Here is a 16,794-nt window from a genome sequence, read left to right as displayed (position 1 = left end):
CACCTTACGATGATGACTATCATCACTCTGTTAACAATGACGCCTCACCCGTGACGCGCCACTGCGTGTTTAAGTCGCCTCGGTAACCTACGGGCACGGTCAGCTGCACCGCCCCCGCAGGCACCAAGTCCACCGTTTGAGCAGGCGACGGTAACGTCACCACCACCCCCAAACTGCTTTCCGTCACTGAGGCCGTGACAGGTTTGCCATTCACGCGCACTTGAACCGGTAACAACACCGAACCTTGCGTGCCGTCCGACAGTGTCAGCTCCTGCTGTACCCGAAACGTGTTACCGTCTTTTGACACCAAGCGTGTCTGCTCAAGGGTTAACACCCCAATAGCTTCTGGTGCCTCTGTCACCTGAAACAGCGGTTGCCCTGACAAAAACACCGTAATGTCCACTTGTGTGTTACGTGCGGTCATATTGCCGTTCACGACCCCAAGGGCTTCCACGCGCTGGTTTTCCTTTGCCTGACCGAGCACACCAAAACTTAACGTACTCATTATCATCCCCAGCACCCAAGCTCGCCCTCTCCGGCGATATTTCGCGCGAGGGGTTGGGTGTGATAACGCCGCCTGTTGTGTCATGGTGTGCTCCTTTTCCTGTACAAGGGGTAACGGGGTTCCGTTTATTTTTTCTCAGGGGTCGCTGGTGCCGGCAATGCCGCCTCGGGTTTAGCGTCCGATGTCACGGCAGTTTTGCCCGTTAACACGTGCGTCCCCAAGTGCCCCAAATCATCTATCGACACCACTTTTTTCGCCGTGGTGCCTTTGGGTAACGTCACGCTATCCCCTGGCGTAAACATCGCTAAAGCCTCGTGTTGCTTCTGGTCAAAGGCTAACGGGGTATCGTTTTCCCCCAACACATCCGCAATGGCAAAAATGTACGGCGTGCTGTTCACCAATTCGGTTTTCCCGTCCACCGTCTTCACCGAGAGACCGGACTCTGCGCCTTTGCGGTCTTTCATCAAACTGGCTGGGCGATAGAGCAGTTTCACCTTGGTGCGCAGCGCCACCGATAAACCGCCGTCTTTATTCAGCGGAGGAATTTCTTGTAAACTCACCCAGTAAATCGATTCTTTATCTTCCGGCATCTGCTCTAACGCTTTAATCACCCGCAACACTTGCTTGCCGTTACCGGCGACTTTGAAAAACGGGGGCGTCACCACAAACGTCGGTCGGGTATCGACTTCTTTGATATTCTCTATCCACGTTTGCCCGCCGTAAGTTTTCGGGGAGGCGTTTTCCACCACTATCGATACCGCGTCCTTATCCCCTTCAAAAATGTAACGGCTCTGGTCTACAGATAATGCCGCCCAGGCCGATGATGCCGTCATCAGACTCAGGGCTGCCAATACTCCCATGCTTAATCGTTTAATATTCACACACTACCTCTTGTAATCGATTTGAATCCGTCAATTGCGTCCCCGCAACCGAGCAGTCAGAAAACCGCACCGCCGTTAACGTATCGACAGAGTTGATTAATATCACGCCGTTATGACTCACAAAGCCCAAGGGCGCCCCCGATTCGCTGTAACCCCATTCGCCCGCGGGGATAAATTGCCCATCAGGGCGTTTCACTTGCAGTAAATACCGTTTCACCGTCATCGCTTCAAACGGCACGTAAGTCACCGAGCCTTGTGTCGGCTTCAACGGTTTGCTGGTCACAGCTAACTCTGTATTGGCCGGCAACGTACTCGCATCAATGCTCAACGTGTTGAGCTGATAACTGCTCAGTGGCACCATCAGGTTGCCATTGCGGTCAGCCTTATCCAGACCGCCCAACATCGATACCCCTTGCCCGCCCGGCACATGCACCACCGCCACCGTATCAGAGATGTTTTTCCCCAGTAAAACACTGTTGTCTGCCGCTAAATACATCACCGAGCCACTCACCGACCCCGACCCCAACGTGCCATTGTCCGTGTGGGTCATCTGGCCACTGAGTTGTGCCAGCCGTCCGTCATAGGCGGTCCACACACTGGTTTGGGTGCCCAAATTGCCATCCCCGCCCCAACTTTCATTGGCGGATAGCGACCAGCGGTCAGTTAAATTGGTTGATGCCCCTGCGGAGTAGCTGTTGCTTCCCGATTTACTGCCAGACATCGACGCAAACGTATTAAATTCATGGTCAAACACGGAAAATGGGATCGAGACCGACGTCGAAAAACTGTATTGGCTGTCATTGCCCGTTTTATACTGTGACCCCGCTAATGACACACTCACCGGACCGACACGGGTAGAAAAGTTCCCCGTCACCCCACGTTGCTTATCATCCCGACGCCAATATTCCCGTTGCCAACCATTCACCGACAACGTGGCTCCGCGCCACAGCGGTCGACTGAACCCTAGCGAGATGTCCTGCTTCAAGCGTTGGCGCTCGGCAAAACGGGCGTAATCGGTATCGTTGTATTCCCCAAGCGTGTCATACTGCTCACTCAGGCGGTTATACCCCACGCGCACCGAGGTGCCAGTATCAAAGCTCTTGGCGTAGGTCAGGGTATTTTTGTGTCCCTGTCGGTTGCCCTCGTCATAGCGCGATTGCGTCCCCGAAAGCGCCAACGAGACCGAACCCAATGACCCGAGCTGTGATGTCACTTCCCCCGTGACACCGGTAAACTGACTGCCGAGCAGGGCGCCTGTTCGCAGTGACAGATAATCCAACCCGTAACCGTAACTAAAGGCGGCTAATCCTCCTGTCGGGGTACCTTCTGGGTTGTCGTTATCAATCACCCCCACCGATACGGAATACTCGTGCTCCCCCGGTGATATCTGCCCGCTAATAAGGGTAATGGGGAACACCTCTCGGGTGGTGGTGCCGTCATTTTCCGTCACGGTCATCACCACATCGCCCCCATTGAGCACCGTCACATCATTGATACTAAACGGACCCGGTGGCACCATTTCTGAATATAAAATCGTGTTGCCTTGACGTAACGTCACCCGCGCATGCCCTTGCGCTGTACCGCTGAACACGGGGGTATAGCCGCGTGTTTGGCGGCGCATCGATGGGTTACTGCTTAACGTCAAACCGTAGGTCGATAACCCCCCCAGCTCACCGCTGCTCACCCCCGTTTTCCCCATCACTAAATCCGCTTGCAGCGATAAAAGGGCTTTGGAAGCCGTGAACACCGAGACCGTTTGGTCATCTTGAGTTAACGACGCACTGCCGTTGACTATCCATTCCCCCACGTTCGCCAGTAACGACCCCGACCCGTAATAATCCACGCCGTCTTGGTTTTTATTGGCGTTGGCGTTGTAGTTCATGCGCAGAGCACTGTTACCAAACTCCCAATCCAGAGCATCCCCCGCTTTGGCTAATCCCGCTTGCGGTATCGCCAAGTTCAATGTCTGGGTGGCCAAATCAAACACCACCTGCGTATTGGCTTGCTCATCAAGGACATAACACTGACGCGCAGCTTGATAGGTCGATTGGTAAAACGCCGGACGCAAATACACTTGCACGTCCGCTAACCATTCTGGTGAGAGACACAAGGCCGACTGCTCTTGCGGTGTCACCGTCAAAACACGTTTACCAACTGGCTCACCATTGACCTGCACATCCACCCAGTAACGCCCCGGGAAGTAACGGTTCGCTGTTGATAAAAATGCCGCCGCCTGTGCGCCACCGCCTTGCATAAAATTCAAATTTAGGGCGCCATCCTCTGTTTCGTCTGGCGCAGCCTGCCCACTTTCAGCGATGGTCGCCGTTGCTGAGGGGGAGGCTTCCTCTGCTGTCGTGGCCCAACTGGCGCCGGTGAAGGCCAATGACAGCCCGATAGCCCAAACACATCGATAATTATTGTTGTTTTTAGAGAGTCTGTTCACGGAAGATTTCCTTATCGGTACACGACGGTGACCGTCAATGTCCCACTAAATGCACCGGACTTCGCCGCCTGCCACTCACTCAATATCGCCTGAAAATCAAACATTCCTTTGACTGCAAAGGGAATGGGGTAGGTCACTTGCGCATGAGTGGCTGTCACGTACCCCGGCGCCCCAGCGGTGGGGAAGGTACCTTCCGCATTGAGCGGACTGACTCGAACCCGCATGTGCGTGTCGCTGCCGTCGTCATAACGCAATATCACCCCCGCTTCATCCAACTGCGTATTGCCCGCATCCCCAAAGCTCAGTGTCGCCATGGGGTATTGACGGCCGTAAGCTTCAAACGCACTGCATCCCGTTTTTCCGCCCACCACTTCCGATAACCGCAATGAAAACTGACGTACCGGCGCGGCGCGACTTTTGGGGTTAATAACCCCAAAATCAACCGTACCGGCATTGCCTGCTGCCCGACCGGATGAGTTTAGAGTCAAAATTTCCCCCACACAGGAGGAGGCCACAATGGTCGCTGTGAGTGTCGTGGTGTTCGTCACACTGGCGAACACCCCCGCAGGTAACCCCATGCCAATGACACTCAATAAATACTGCCATCGCGCTTTACCTTGTTTGCCCATTTGTTACCTCTTTCACAATGTCATGCGCATTTAGCGCGCTAAAATGACGGCTACCCTGCAACCCATTTATAAGAAGGGGGACTCAGTAACGAGCTTTCCTTGCCCATCTTGCGATATCAGGCAAAGCGGATGAATGACCTCACGAATAAAGCTTTCCCATGACACCGCAAGCGCACGTAAAAACTGCTCTAACTGATGAAGGGTTAAGGAGGTGATACCGCGCTCATAACGGGAGATTTGTTGTTGGCTGACATTCAATAAACGCCCCAAATCTGCCCCATTCAACCCCAATTCAATGCGTTTTTGTCGAATAAATAACCCTGTCGCTTCGTTGAGTTGTTTTGCTGTTATTCTTTTCTCTGGCGGATGGCCAAAATAATTTTCGGGTGAAATCGCTAAAGTTGCCTTCGTGGTTGATGTCATCATGACCTCCGAGAAACAAACACGGTTAAAAAAAATGGGCGAGCCGAGTATTGGATTTATTCACTCATCTTATTAGACGGATAAATAAAACAGTCAATTTCGCCCTCAGATAAATGCATTATTCTTAATAGCATCATGATCATCAAAAAATGATGGCAACGAGAAATAAATATAAAAACAAAAAAGTGCGTACCAATAAAAATAAAGAGATCGCTCATCGAGTGTGATAATGAAAATAAAAAAACAAGCAAGCGAAACAGAGTTGAATATTAAATAAAAACACCCCAAAATATAATTAAGATTAAATCTTAATTATTGGTTTTTATATTCACCCTCGTTTTTACTTGATATAAATATAGGCGTACCCTTTAAAAGGGAAAAGACGTTTATACCATTTGATAGAATCTGAATGATAGGTACTGCCTATCAAGAGAATATTGTTGATCGCCAAATATAGATCAAAGAGACTTGTGAAATCATCCAAAATGCATATAACTAATTGTTTAATAGGAATTAAAAATAAACACATCGCGGGGGTGAGTAATTTGGTTTTCATTTTATTTTCGATTTTGTAGTAATACGATATTCACTTGATTGAAAATAAATATTACAAATTGAAATAAAAGTGTAACTATCCCGTAAAATAATACAGCTCACTCGTAGAATTTCTTGTAAACTAAAACAAAGGAGTTTTACGATGAGCAAACGCATGACTGAAAGCCAGATTGTGGCGATTTTAAAAGAAGCCGAAGCGGGTATGCCGGTGAAAGATATTTGTCGTAAGTACGGCATCAGTAATTCAACGTTTTATAAATGGCGCGAAAAATACGGCGGTATGGAAGCGTCAGATGTGCGCCGCTTGAAAGAGCTTGAAGAAGAGAACCGTCGACTTAAGCAGATGTATGCTGAGTTGAGTCTCAAGTCACAGATGCAAGAAGACATCATAAAAAAGCTCTAGCGCCTGTGGCAGAACGGAAAGTCTGGGCACACGAGTTACAGGTGCAGTATAACGCAAGCGTAGTGAAGTGCTGTCATGTGGTTGGTATCAGTCGTACCGCTTGCTATTACGAGCCAAAGCTGACCAATGATGACGAAATCATTGATGCCTTGAATGCTTTAATCGACAAGCATTATCGGTGGGGGTTCCCGAAGTGCTTTAAACGCCTTCGAAAGCTAGGCCACAGTTGGAACCACAAACGTGTTTATCGCGTTTATAAGGAGCTAAAACTGAACCTGCGACGCAAAGGCAAAAAGCGACTGCCCAACCGTAACCCAGAGCCGTTAGCTGCACCGAATGCATTGGGAAAATCTTGGTCAATGGACTTTATGAATGACAGCTTGCACAACAAAGTCAGGTTCCGCACATTTAACGTTATTGATGACTTTAACCGCGAAGTTTTAGGTATTGATATTGCGACCAGCATGCCGTCATTGCGTGTCATACGCTATCTTGACCAACTTGCTGAGTGGCACGGTTACCCTGAGAAAATTCGGGTTGATAATGGCAGCGAATTCACCTCGGAAGTGTTTGTAAATTGGGCAAAAACACATGACATTATGATTGATTACATTAAACCCGGTTGCCCATATCAAAACGCATACATTGAACGATTTAACCGAACTTATCGCGATGATGTACTCAATTGCTACATTTTCAACAACCTGAACGAAGTGAAGCAAATAACCGAAGACTGGATTGAGCTATACAACAACGAACGGCCGCACGATTCACTCAATGACATGACGCCATTTGAGTACCGAAGTGCGGCATAAATATTCTACGAGATGACTGTGTTATAAATGGGGTATTTACATAGATTCTAAGTCATTTTTGCAACAAGCCCAAAAAACATGAGAAAACAATTAAAACAGGCCTTCTTTTTGTTTTTTTTAATTTTGTATCAGCAGCCATTTTTCCGGTGACAATAAAAGAAATAAAGACATTTTTTTTCATACGTTAAGCCCATGACATTCAATAAAAAGCAGATTTATATTTATGACAAAAATTTTCTCTTATTAATCTTCACATATTGATAAACCACAAATACAATCTGTTCTATTCTGTATTCTTTACCAATTGTTGAGTGAGTTTTTAATACTACAAGGTATTAAGTAAAGACCTATCACTGCATAATATTATTATTTAATTAGGCTAAAAAAATAAGAATGGTGTTAGCTTAAATCACAACAATTCAAACTAACACCTTTCTAATTTAAATTAATCTATTTATATTATAGTATTAATATGCCCACACAGCTGCGTCAACAGACAATACATAAGTATCCCCCGCGACAACTGCTGTATCATGTTGTTGAACGGTGAAATTCAATTTTGATGTATCTTCATTTGTAGGAACAATCCAACCGTTGCCACCATTACTCATTTGTCCTGCCGAAGCGTCTGGTACTAACACAAAGTTAGCAATATGAGTCGGATTATTCGTTCCCTTAACTTGAATGATTGTGCTTAACTCATTTTCTGGCGTTACTGTACCAGATGCCGGAGTCCAGCGGATCGCCACTGAACTTTCTGTCGCTTTAGCTAAGCCCGTCGCAACCTGTGTACCTGCAGTTTGCGGACCAGCAACAAGATCATCACTCGCGGTTAATGTAACTGAAGCCGTTCCCCTAGCTGTAAAAATCACATCGGCCGTTGCTGTTACAACCTCAGAATCAATTTCATCTGCAATAGCTGAACCTGTTGATACAAATGCAATAATAGATGCCAATAAAGCGACTTTTAACTTTTTCATACATACTCTCTTAAATATTCAAATTAATTGTAATAACTTATAAAGCCCAAAATGCAGCATCTAATGACACAACATAAGTGTCCGCATTAATCTCCTGGCCTATCAAAGCTCCAATAGTATCAGTGGTCACTGATGATGGATAAACGAACCACTCTGGCGCAGAATTTGACCAAGAACCGTCGCCCGCATAAAAGAAAGCTCGAAGTTTATTATTTGGATTATTTTTTCCAGAGAGAATAGCTGCATTCTTAGAAACTTCTGCTCCCATTGAAGTAAATGTTCCCGGTGTCCATCTAATGGCATAGTGATCGTGCCCATCTAGATTTGAAACGCTGAAGCTAGCAATAGGAGCATCAGGTGTTGTCCATTCCCCAGCTCTTAGATTGTCTACAGGGGTAATAGTGAGTTGTGGCCCTTGCCCCAACGCATAAGTCGCATTGGCTGTTCCAGTGAAGATATCACTCGCAATACCCGCTGCTAATGCCGCCTGTGAACTCATTGCGATTGCCGCAACACCTAATAATAATTTAAACCCATTGACTTTTTTCAATTTCATTTCTACTTTCCTTTATTTATATATGCACCATTCCAAAATAGAATAATGTGCGATAGGTACAAAAAAACTAAAATATTACTGACACTTCAATACAGAACCGTTTAATATAATTTCCCATGATGCAGACGATATTTTTTGTGTTCCATCAGAGACAATCTCAAAGAGTTCCGTTTTATTTTTGCTCTTTATAATGCTAATTTTATTTAATTCATCATGAATTAATTCTGGGGCACTTAAACGTATATTCAATTGCTTACCTGATGAAAATAAACGATAGCGTTGTGACCTGCCATTATTTAATGGAGCATCACTCCATATTTTAAATCCACAATAATCGCCATTATCAGAAATCTCGCCTTTCGCCAGTAACGTCCCATCGGTAATAACCCCTGATTTTAATCCATCAACAGGTCTAATATTTAAGGATAAAGCACTTGTTGCTCCCCCCCATCCTAGGAGAACGAAGGACAGGATAATTTTATTTATTTTCATCTTTTTCCTTACTGACAAATTGCGCTTAACTGATAATAAATATCATTGTTCTTCTTAGGCGGTAATTGATACTTAACTGAACATACCTCATTTTTTAATTTAATCTGTAATAGACCTTCTTCAGGAATACCCGATAAATACAAATTACCTTGTTCCCCGACAATACCATTGATCCCCAAACGATTATCAACTGTCACTAGCGTCCCAAAGGGAACGACTTTGCCATTTTTAAATTTCAAATTAAATAAAGCTTTAGCACCAATTTGGGTTATAAATTTGGCAGGGATAACCGCCCCCTCCGTTGGTACCACTTTAGTATTGGTATTTTTAACATCAATGTCCGACGAAAAACTCGCAGGGTTAAGCGTAATCGTATTTTCCTGATAAGGAATTAAATATGGCTGAATCGCATAACCTCTTCCGTCCGTTTCAATCCCAGGTAAACTACTGGCTTTAACATTTGCGGCCCCCGGTGCTTCAATGAGCGCAGCCGTCCCTTCAAATGGTTGAGACAATGTAATACCATCCCTATGTGCCACCACACTGCCACTGACACCAATCCCCGTTTGATTATAGTGATTGCTGTAGCTGTAATTGGAATTTATCTGCCCTGATGCTCCTCGCCATTGAAGATTCAACATTCCATTATTTGAGTTTTCTGCCGAATTAGTTTTGTATTGTTGACTTATATTCCAATTCAAGCGTTGCTCATAAGCATTACCTGATAACCCTACCGCATGGGTATCCCCACCATTGGACGGTTCCGTGTAACGATAAGATACTCGGGTACTCCCGCCGACCCATTCATCTAATGGCACACTTAGCCAAACACTGATGATATTATCATTACTAGAACGTCCATTTTCTCTCGTATATTGCGTTTTCTGCCAATTCAGTGACGCTGTTACATTTCGGATTAAAACAGAATAGCTTATATTGTAAGTATTATCGGAGCCAGAACGATCCCAATAATCATCTCGATAACCTGATGCCGAAATATTTCCCCACTCAGCTAACCCTTGATTCAAGGTGACCGCAAAACGGCTTTTTTGTTTATAGCTAGAAGATTCATTGTTTTTCCAACCGTTTTTTGTATATGTATTTAAGGTATCTGATAATGAGTCGAACCCTTTGCTGTCATATTGGTAACTGGCTAAAGATAGCTGAGTATTACTGTCAAATTCTTTGTTGTAACGAAATTGTAAAGAATGACCATCTTGAGTGTCATGGCCCCAACGTTGGCTGTGATTTTGGGTGATATCAACCGACAAAGCACCAAAATTCCCTAACGTCTTACCAACACCTAACAACAGTGATTGGTAATGCTCCGCTAACTGTATTCCGGTAAAAACCGTCATATCCCAAGGCAAACCATAAATTGCGGTCCCTTGAGCCAACGCTTGCTTTTTTATATTGTCATCACTCGGCCGGTATTGACCTGACATGACACTATAACGAAGGTAGCCTTCCTTAACTGAAACCGCAGGTGCTTGATAGGGGATAACAAACTCCTGAGGAGCACCGTCCGTTTCCCAAACCGTCACCGTAATATCGCCCGAGGCCCCACTCACCGATAAATCATTTAACTCAAATGGACCCGGTGCCACAACACCATCATAAATAGTGTAACCATTTTGTTTCACTTCCACACGCGCTTGCGTTCGTGCAACACCTCTCACTACTGGGGAATATTGATACTGACTAGAGGGTGACATTTTATCATCCGTAGCCAGCATGCCCCCTCGAAATGGAACACTATCAAACACATCACCTGAGGTATAACGTTCGCCCAACGTTAAGCGACTCTTTAAGCTATATAATCCACGCTCCGCATATAAAGCAATATTCTCCCATTGATTGGTATCACTTTTTGTATTTTTCCATGTGGAGTTATTCCTGATACGCCAAGCACCAAGATTCAATCCCGAATTAAGTTGAACCCACGTTGAATCATTTGATTCTCGAACATTTGATTTATACGTAGTATGTGTTGTTGTAGCTTTATAATTTAAAATAAACGCCGTTATTCCCTCATTCCATAATTCAGGATTCGCTATCCCTTTTGTGGATTTCTTTAAATAAATTTGAGGAACGCTTAACTCAAGGGTCAGGGCGTTAAAATTAAAATGGGCATTAGCACCAGATAACGAGGCAATATCAAAGCATGCATCTTCCGTTTGCTCAACTTGGGATTCTGTTTCCTGAATATCAACACCATACTGCACCAGCTGAAGACTTGATAAACAGGGAACCAAGAGCGATTTTTCGTCATCCTCATCCAATTTTGAAAAACGGATATATGATGTACCAACTTGCCTGCCATTAATCAGGACATCAACCAAGTAAGTCCCTGGCAACTGCCCTCCACCTTCAAATAAAGAGAGGTCAATAGAGTCACCATCAACCCCCTCTATTAATTTTGAATTAAATGTATATTGCTGGGCATAATTAAATGACGAAAATGATAAAATAGCTAAAGCGAATATGCTTAATTTAAATTTCATCATTACTACCCTTTTATTTTGGATTCAAACTTTCTACTTTCACCACCAAAATCGGTAATTAAATGCCATGAAACGGTACTATCACCCACAGCTTTAACGCTCACAGTGGCATCGCTATAAGGTAGGATATACCCAGAGTCAGGAAGGCTAACTTTTTTATTATTAATACTAATATCTTTAAAATTAAAAATATAAGGTGTTGGATTATGTATTTTTAAACGCTCACCCTCTTTTATCCATTCAATTGATGATGCAACATCTAGTGCTGTTTTATTAGCAATCGATTTAGGCCTAACGATTAACTTAATGCACGATTTTATTCTCATCTGAGTTAATAACGTGGCAGAGTCCAATTGTTTTGATTTTTCATCTTCGGTCACCCAATCCGAATCAATTTCTGGTGGGATACCCGTTATACATAACCAATACAATGACTCCCTATCATCAGGACCTAATTTTTCAGTATTGATTATACGTATACGATTACTTTGCTCACCATCCAATCTAAATAACGGTGGGGTGACAACAAAAGACGATTTTGTTTCTTTATCTGCTTGTAACACTTCCGACTGTACTAAAATCGGGTATGTTTGCGGATTAGTTACCGTTAAAGTTGAACCTTGAGAATTCGGCGTAAAAATAACTCTTGTTGCGCCCGTTTCCACAGAGAACTTTTGCGTTTCATGAACTAAATTAGTTGGGGATGAATTTGCTACAGATGTCTGAGTTACACACAAAGCCACCCATAACATGACAATTTTATTAACCTTTTTATGACTCATTAAACATTACCCCATTTAAAAACTAAGCAGCCTAATTTAATAGACCCGTATTTTATTAAAATACCGTTGTATAAAACGCACTCCCACTTAAAGAGTTATACAACCTTATTGATTACTACTTATCGCTTTTTCATCATTGTGTATTCATTCGCATTTGGCGGGCTGCGTGAACACGCAACAAAGGCACGTAAGAACCCCCTCGATATCGGTTTAATTATTTAATTATTTAATTATTTAATTGTTTAATTGAAATCAGGCAAAGATAGAAAAGTGTATTTCTATAAACTTTCTTTTTCTTATTTTCGTTCCGTCATTTAAAAATAACGACCACCAACAATAGATTAAGACGCTCTATTGTTGACCTAATGACCATGCATGATTAACGATATTTAAATTAATTAGTGATTCAGGGTAAATGACGATTAAAAATGAATTCCCAATTATATTCCTCAATCACATTCCGAATAAGATCTTGCCAAGAAATACCTAGCACCATCAAATATTGATTTAATTGCGAGATTGTCAAATTGGTCACACCGGCTTCATACCGAGAAACTTGTTGCTGACTAACATGCATCAGCCGCCCCAGTTCTTTGCCTGTCAAATTCACCTTTAATCTATTTTCTCTTAAAAAAAAGCCCCAGTTTTTTATTTAAATCCTGAGTGCAGTTAATTTCATTTTCAGAGCGCATACATTAACTCCATTCATTATTGGTTACTCAGTGATAACAAGGCTAAAAATTATTTAACAGCTGCGATTAATGTGAATTGAATATAAATAGACTCTGAACAATTGTAAAAACGATTATAACGATCAAATAAGTCAAATTTGATAGGTTTCAGCTATCGTCAACTGATAAATGATCGATTTTATCGATCAAAAGGCAACCCCCCCCCACACAGAGAGTATTCAACCGATTGATCCACAAGTATTTTTACCGCATGGCGCGTAATTGATTTTTTTATTGGTGAAATCTTCTAAAAATACCGTTCCCTGTATTTTGTGATAAAACGTCTTTATTTTTTTCATTTTGTTACACTTTAAATCTAACCAACCATTTTCTTAGATAAAAATAATCTTAGTTTCAACTGAATTAAAAAAAGCAAAATGAAATGGCTCCACAGAGGAATACGGGGTATTTTGACTTAAAGAACGGTTTGTCTGATAGTGTCTTAAAACGGGCTTGTTGCAAAAATGACCTAAGTGAGAAACACTCACAGTATTGATTATGTCTTATTAGAAATAGGCCATGCCATCGAATGAGCTTAAATGGAAACATTTTGCTCCCCCGATCATCATTTGGTGCTTGCGTTGGTATGGCTCTACGACATTAGGCTATGCCAACGTCAGTGATACGCTCACCGCTCAACGATTTATCGTTGATTTATTGAGTATGCCTCCATTCTCCGTAAAAAATGCAAAAAATATCAATTCATTCGATCGGTTTCCTCTTGGCAGCTCGATGAAACCTACGTCAAAGTTAACGGTATAACTTGGAACAACGGCAAATCAAAACTCTCAACAACCGGATTGAATACATGACCCAAAAATCATAATAAAAATATTAACGAAATTATCGAGGCGATGATTGATCAAATTGATCTACCACGGGATCCCATTGAAGAACTCATACTGTTAGTTAAAAAGAAAAATTTAAAATAATTTCAAATATATATTATCACCTTGAATAATGATAATTTTATTTTCAAGGAGTTTGTATGAATCAACATATTGAACTGGAGAAGGCTCTCGCAGTCTTTCCCTTTTCATTTAAAACATCATTTTTTAACCAACTCAGTCAGCTCATCAATTACTCCCCTACCATTGGTCTAATGGGTAAAACAGGGGCTGGAAAATCCAGTCTGCTAAATGCGCTGTTCCAATCCCAACTATCGCCTGTGAGTGATGTCTCCGGCTGCACACGCCAAGCGCAACGCTTCAGTATGACGATGAACAACCATACACTCACCTTTATTGATTTACCCGGTGTGGGGGAAAGCCTTGAGCGAGATAAAGAGTACCACCAGCTCTATCGCAACTTATTACCAGAACTCGATTTAATCATTTGGGTTCTCAAGGCCGATGACCGAGCATGGTCTTCTGATGAACAGTGTTATCGCTTTCTCACGAAGAAATGCGGTTACCAACCTAATCAATTTCTATTTGTCTTGAACCAAGCCGATAAAATAGAGCCTTGTCGCCAGTGGGATGAATACAAGCATCAACCATCCTCAGAGCAGACCTATAACTTAAAATTAAAGCAACAAGCCGTCATAACCGCCTTTAAGCCACATCATCCTGTGATAACAGTTTCTGCGGTCGAAAACTATCAACTCACTGAATTAGCAGAGCAACTCATACAGGCGTTACCGGCGCAAGCCAGTAGCGGGGTAGCTAGGCAACTAAACAGCGCTTACCGGACGCAATCCGTGGAGAACGCCGCACGTAACGATTTTGGGCAATGCGTCAGTGATATCGTCGATACTCTGATAGATATCCTTCCCCTGCCTGCATTAATAAAAGGAACGATGAATACAGTCAAAAATAGCATCGTATCCGTTGCTAAATCCCTGTGGAGCATATTCTTTTAGCTTCTTACATTAATACAACATTGATGACATCAAGCGCCAGTCCTTAACGGGATTGACGCTTTTTTATTTCTTTTTCTTGGAGTATCAACTGATGAATAATACAACTGAATCCGTTATTGCAATGACACTCGTCCCCAATGAACAACGCCTGGATTTTTGGCTCAACCACTTCGGGAGTGTGAAAGGCTGGACCACCTTTGAAGTGGTCATCTTTACCACTATGGGGCAGTTTTGTGATGACTACCACGGCGGGTATTGGGAATATTGTACCTTATCCAATGGTGGCGCCTTTATTTATCCCGATTTACCTCAAGAGACACTGACGCTGTTCAACCCACATAACGGTAACGAAGCCAACGTCAGTTGCGAAGCGGCAGGTATTGCCGTGTGTTTGATGATGTACAGTTTATGGTCATTTCAAACGGAAAGTGACATCCTCGTCGATCGCTTTTATCAATTGCGTGATTATGCGGCGCAACACCCAGAACGTTCCGCCATTTTCAATCTAATCGATTAACCACGTCCTTATTTACGCCTTCGTATTATCTGATTCATTATAAAAGCATCATCAGACTAACCCATTAATTAACTTACATTTATTTTTATATCTATATTATTTTAGTGACTCAATCATCAGAATGAGTCACTAAAAATGATACTCAATATACCTATCATTTCGAGAAAGCTCTGCACCGCAAGGTGTAGGGCTTTTTTGCTTATTACTGTCTATCAATATCGACTGAATTGGAGTTCTATTATGTTTACCTTACAAGAGCAAGAATCAACTGTTATCAAAACCAATCTCGTTCACTCCAGTGGCCGTCATATCTTCTGGCGTTTCTACTTTGGGACGGTGCCCGATTGGCAACGTATCGAGGGCGATATTTTTAACATGATGGCGAAGCTCTGTCATCGCTATCAGGGCGCGTTTTGGGAGTTCACCATGTTATCGAATGGGGGGGCTTTTATCTGGCCTGAGATGATTGAAATCACCTTGCCGATGTTTAACCCTCATAATGGTAACGAGGCTGAGTTAAGCCCTGAAGCGGCCGGTATCGCAGTCTGTCTAATGGTGTATAGCATCTGGTCGTTTAAAACCGAGAGTTCTGTGCTGGTAGAGTATTTTTACCAACTTCGTGACTATGCGATGCAACATCCCGAGCAAGCACAAATCTTTCACCTAATTGACTAAGTTATTGATAACGCTTTAATACAGCGTCCACCAGCTTATCACCTCACTTATTTCCTTTATCTTATTTTAATTTATCAGTGTTATCACTGAGGAGGCCCCCTATGTCTCGTTTAGCTTCTCGCTTTGGTGCGGCGAATAGCATTCGCCGTGACCGCCCGTTAACTCTCGAAGAGTTATTTCGCACCGTACCCAGTGTGTTCTCTGAAGAAAAGCATGAATCTCGTAGCGAAAAGTACACGTATATTCCTACGATTACCTTATTGGATAGCCTGCAAAAAGAAGGTTTTTATCCGTTCTTTGCATGCCAAACTCGTGTGCGAGATGACAGCCGTCGTGATCATACTAAGCATATGTTACGGCTCCGACGTCATGACCAAATTACGGGTAGCCAAGTGCCTGAAATCATCTTACTTAATAGCCATGATGGTTCAAGCAGTTATCAAATGTTACCTGGCTTTTTTCGCTATGTTTGTCAAAATGGGCTGGTTTGTGGCGATACCTTTGGGGAGGTCAGAGTTCCCCATAAAGGTAATGTCGTCGATAAAGTGATTGAAGGGGCTTACGAAGTGTTAGATACGTTTGATGCTATCGCTGAAAAACGTGAGCAAATGCAGTCCTTACTATTACCGCCACCAGCACAACAGATCTTCGCCCAAGCCGCTCTCATGTATCGTTATGGCGAAGAACATCAACCGATCACTGAAGCCCAAGTGTTACAACCTCGCCGCTTTGAAGATAAAAAAGACGATCTTTGGACAGTGTACCAACGTTTGCAGGAAAATTTAATCAAGGGAGGATTATCAGGCAGGAATGCTAAAGGTAAACGCGCTCGCACGCGTTCAGTGAATGGAATTGATGGGGATATTAAGCTCAATAAAGCGTTGTGGGTACTGACAGAACAAATGCATGCTCATTTTGCTGGACGCGAACAACTATAGCCACAGTATACGTTAAATAATTGGATCTTACGGTGAACGCGATGAAATTATCAGAACGGCAACTAAAAACCTTGGGTAATGTGAAAGTCAATTATGGCTCACTC

At 43.3% G+C, this 16,794-nt stretch carries 17 protein-coding genes and 1 pseudogene; 6 read left to right on the top strand and 12 right to left on the bottom strand.

Annotated elements, in window-relative coordinates; all coding sequences use genetic code 11:
* Positions 1-22 precede the first annotated feature (22 nt).
* From I3B46_RS03815 to I3B46_RS03795, 5 genes are all read right to left on the bottom strand, one after another.
* On the bottom strand, positions 23-505 hold the full coding sequence (locus I3B46_RS03815) for a DUF5462 family protein (RefSeq protein ID WP_147441381.1): 483 nt from the start codon (positions 503-505) through the stop codon (positions 23-25).
* A 125-nt stretch (positions 506-630) separates the two neighbouring features.
* Positions 631-1,386, bottom strand: a complete 756-nt coding sequence (locus I3B46_RS03810; protein ID WP_004927157.1) for a fimbria/pilus periplasmic chaperone — start codon at positions 1,384-1,386, stop codon at positions 631-633.
* Entirely contained in the window at positions 1,376-3,829 is a 2,454-nt protein-coding gene (locus I3B46_RS03805; protein ID WP_004927154.1) for a fimbria/pilus outer membrane usher protein, read from the bottom strand. Before I3B46_RS03805 ends, I3B46_RS03810 begins: the two co-directional genes overlap by 11 nt.
* Positions 3,830-3,840: 11 nt before the next feature.
* Positions 3,841-4,458: a hypothetical protein gene (locus I3B46_RS03800; RefSeq protein ID WP_163761921.1), complete on the bottom strand. Its 618-nt coding sequence runs from the start codon at positions 4,456-4,458 to the stop codon at positions 3,841-3,843.
* Between the two features lie 66 nt (positions 4,459-4,524).
* Entirely contained in the window at positions 4,525-4,881 is a 357-nt protein-coding gene (locus I3B46_RS03795) for a helix-turn-helix domain-containing protein (RefSeq protein WP_163762235.1), read from the bottom strand.
* A 697-nt stretch (positions 4,882-5,578) separates the two neighbouring features.
* Between I3B46_RS03795 and I3B46_RS03790 the strand changes: the two genes are divergently transcribed.
* A protein-coding gene (locus I3B46_RS03790) for an IS3 family transposase (RefSeq protein WP_395756063.1) occupies positions 5,579-6,654 on the top strand; the annotation gives its coding sequence in 2 pieces (ribosomal slippage) (positions 5,579-5,828 and positions 5,828-6,654; 1,077 coding nt in all).
* Positions 6,655-6,706: 52 nt separating this feature from the next.
* On the opposite strand, the gene I3B46_RS22270 is transcribed toward I3B46_RS03790, so the two are convergent.
* The 7 genes from I3B46_RS22270 to I3B46_RS03760 all read right to left on the bottom strand — a co-directional run bounded on the left by I3B46_RS22270 (position 6,707) and on the right by I3B46_RS03760 (position 12,620).
* The gene (locus I3B46_RS22270; protein WP_255425050.1) at positions 6,707-6,835 is read right to left on the bottom strand and encodes a hypothetical protein; all 129 of its coding nucleotides are present in this window, start codon (positions 6,833-6,835) and stop codon (positions 6,707-6,709) included.
* Positions 6,836-7,121: 286 nt separating this feature from the next.
* Entirely contained in the window at positions 7,122-7,634 is a 513-nt protein-coding gene (locus I3B46_RS03785) for a hypothetical protein (RefSeq protein WP_163761920.1), read from the bottom strand.
* Between the two features lie 37 nt (positions 7,635-7,671).
* A complete protein-coding gene (locus tag I3B46_RS03780; protein WP_163761919.1) occupies positions 7,672-8,190 on the bottom strand; it encodes a hypothetical protein in 519 nt (172 codons plus the stop codon).
* A gap of 75 nt (positions 8,191-8,265) precedes the next feature.
* Positions 8,266-8,682: an AfaD family invasin gene (gene afaD / locus I3B46_RS03775; RefSeq protein WP_121875207.1), complete on the bottom strand. Its 417-nt coding sequence runs from the start codon at positions 8,680-8,682 to the stop codon at positions 8,266-8,268.
* Positions 8,683-8,690: 8 nt separating this feature from the next.
* Positions 8,691-11,189 (bottom strand): fimbria/pilus outer membrane usher protein, encoded by a 2,499-nt coding sequence (locus I3B46_RS03770; protein ID WP_163761918.1) that lies wholly within the window; start codon positions 11,187-11,189, stop codon positions 8,691-8,693.
* A 2-nt stretch (positions 11,190-11,191) separates the two neighbouring features.
* Entirely contained in the window at positions 11,192-11,968 is a 777-nt protein-coding gene (locus tag I3B46_RS03765; protein ID WP_004927133.1) for a fimbria/pilus periplasmic chaperone, read from the bottom strand.
* Positions 11,969-12,374: 406 nt separating this feature from the next.
* Positions 12,375-12,620, bottom strand: a complete 246-nt coding sequence (locus I3B46_RS03760; protein WP_042117387.1) for a helix-turn-helix domain-containing protein — start codon at positions 12,618-12,620, stop codon at positions 12,375-12,377.
* 598 nt (positions 12,621-13,218) lie between these two features.
* Here I3B46_RS03760 and I3B46_RS03755 point away from each other — a divergent pair.
* The 5 genes and pseudogenes from I3B46_RS03755 to I3B46_RS03735 form a co-directional block, all read left to right on the top strand.
* Positions 13,219-13,457, top strand: a pseudogene (locus tag I3B46_RS03755) (IS6 family transposase); the annotation flags it as partial.
* A gap of 230 nt (positions 13,458-13,687) precedes the next feature.
* Positions 13,688-14,560, top strand: a complete 873-nt coding sequence (locus I3B46_RS03750; protein WP_004924756.1) for a GTPase family protein — start codon at positions 13,688-13,690, stop codon at positions 14,558-14,560.
* Between the two features lie 91 nt (positions 14,561-14,651).
* Complete coding sequence (locus I3B46_RS03745) at positions 14,652-15,077, top strand: antirestriction protein (RefSeq protein WP_004927124.1); 426 nt, start codon at positions 14,652-14,654, stop codon at positions 15,075-15,077.
* A 240-nt stretch (positions 15,078-15,317) separates the two neighbouring features.
* Positions 15,318-15,752: an antirestriction protein gene (locus tag I3B46_RS03740; protein ID WP_004927121.1), complete on the top strand. Its 435-nt coding sequence runs from the start codon at positions 15,318-15,320 to the stop codon at positions 15,750-15,752.
* A 101-nt stretch (positions 15,753-15,853) separates the two neighbouring features.
* Entirely contained in the window at positions 15,854-16,690 is an 837-nt protein-coding gene (locus I3B46_RS03735; protein WP_004927116.1) for a DUF932 domain-containing protein, read from the top strand.
* The last annotated feature ends 104 nt before the right edge of the window (positions 16,691-16,794 follow it).

Source organism: Providencia sp. 2.29 (assembly GCF_015832305.1).
Lineage (GTDB): Bacteria > Pseudomonadota > Gammaproteobacteria > Enterobacterales > Enterobacteriaceae > Providencia > Providencia stuartii.
This window is presented reverse-complemented; position numbering and strand designations above follow the sequence as displayed.

Bases quoted from the DNA above. Each gene is read 5' to 3' on its own strand.
- I3B46_RS03815 (WP_147441381.1), bottom strand. From the start codon at position 505: ATGAGTACGTTAAGTTTTGGTGTGCTCGGTCAGGCAAAGGAAAACCAG.
- I3B46_RS03800 (WP_163761921.1), bottom strand. From the start codon at position 4,458: ATGGGCAAACAAGGTAAAGCGCGATGGCAGTATTTATTGAGTGTCATT.
- I3B46_RS03795 (WP_163762235.1), bottom strand. From the start codon at position 4,881: ATGACATCAACCACGAAGGCAACTTTAGCGATTTCACCCGAAAATTAT.
- I3B46_RS22270 (WP_255425050.1), bottom strand. From the start codon at position 6,835: ATGAAAAAAAATGTCTTTATTTCTTTTATTGTCACCGGAAAAATGGCT.
- I3B46_RS03785 (WP_163761920.1), bottom strand. From the start codon at position 7,634: ATGAAAAAGTTAAAAGTCGCTTTATTGGCATCTATTATTGCATTTGTA.
- I3B46_RS03780 (WP_163761919.1), bottom strand. From the start codon at position 8,190: ATGAAATTGAAAAAAGTCAATGGGTTTAAATTATTATTAGGTGTTGCG.
- afaD (WP_121875207.1), bottom strand. From the start codon at position 8,682: ATGAAAATAAATAAAATTATCCTGTCCTTCGTTCTCCTAGGATGGGGG.
- I3B46_RS03770 (WP_163761918.1), bottom strand. From the start codon at position 11,189: ATGATGAAATTTAAATTAAGCATATTCGCTTTAGCTATTTTATCATTT.
- I3B46_RS03765 (WP_004927133.1), bottom strand. From the start codon at position 11,968: ATGAGTCATAAAAAGGTTAATAAAATTGTCATGTTATGGGTGGCTTTG.
- I3B46_RS03750 (WP_004924756.1), top strand. From the start codon at position 13,688: ATGAATCAACATATTGAACTGGAGAAGGCTCTCGCAGTCTTTCCCTTT.
- I3B46_RS03745 (WP_004927124.1), top strand. From the start codon at position 14,652: ATGAATAATACAACTGAATCCGTTATTGCAATGACACTCGTCCCCAAT.
- I3B46_RS03740 (WP_004927121.1), top strand. From the start codon at position 15,318: ATGTTTACCTTACAAGAGCAAGAATCAACTGTTATCAAAACCAATCTC.
- I3B46_RS03735 (WP_004927116.1), top strand. From the start codon at position 15,854: ATGTCTCGTTTAGCTTCTCGCTTTGGTGCGGCGAATAGCATTCGCCGT.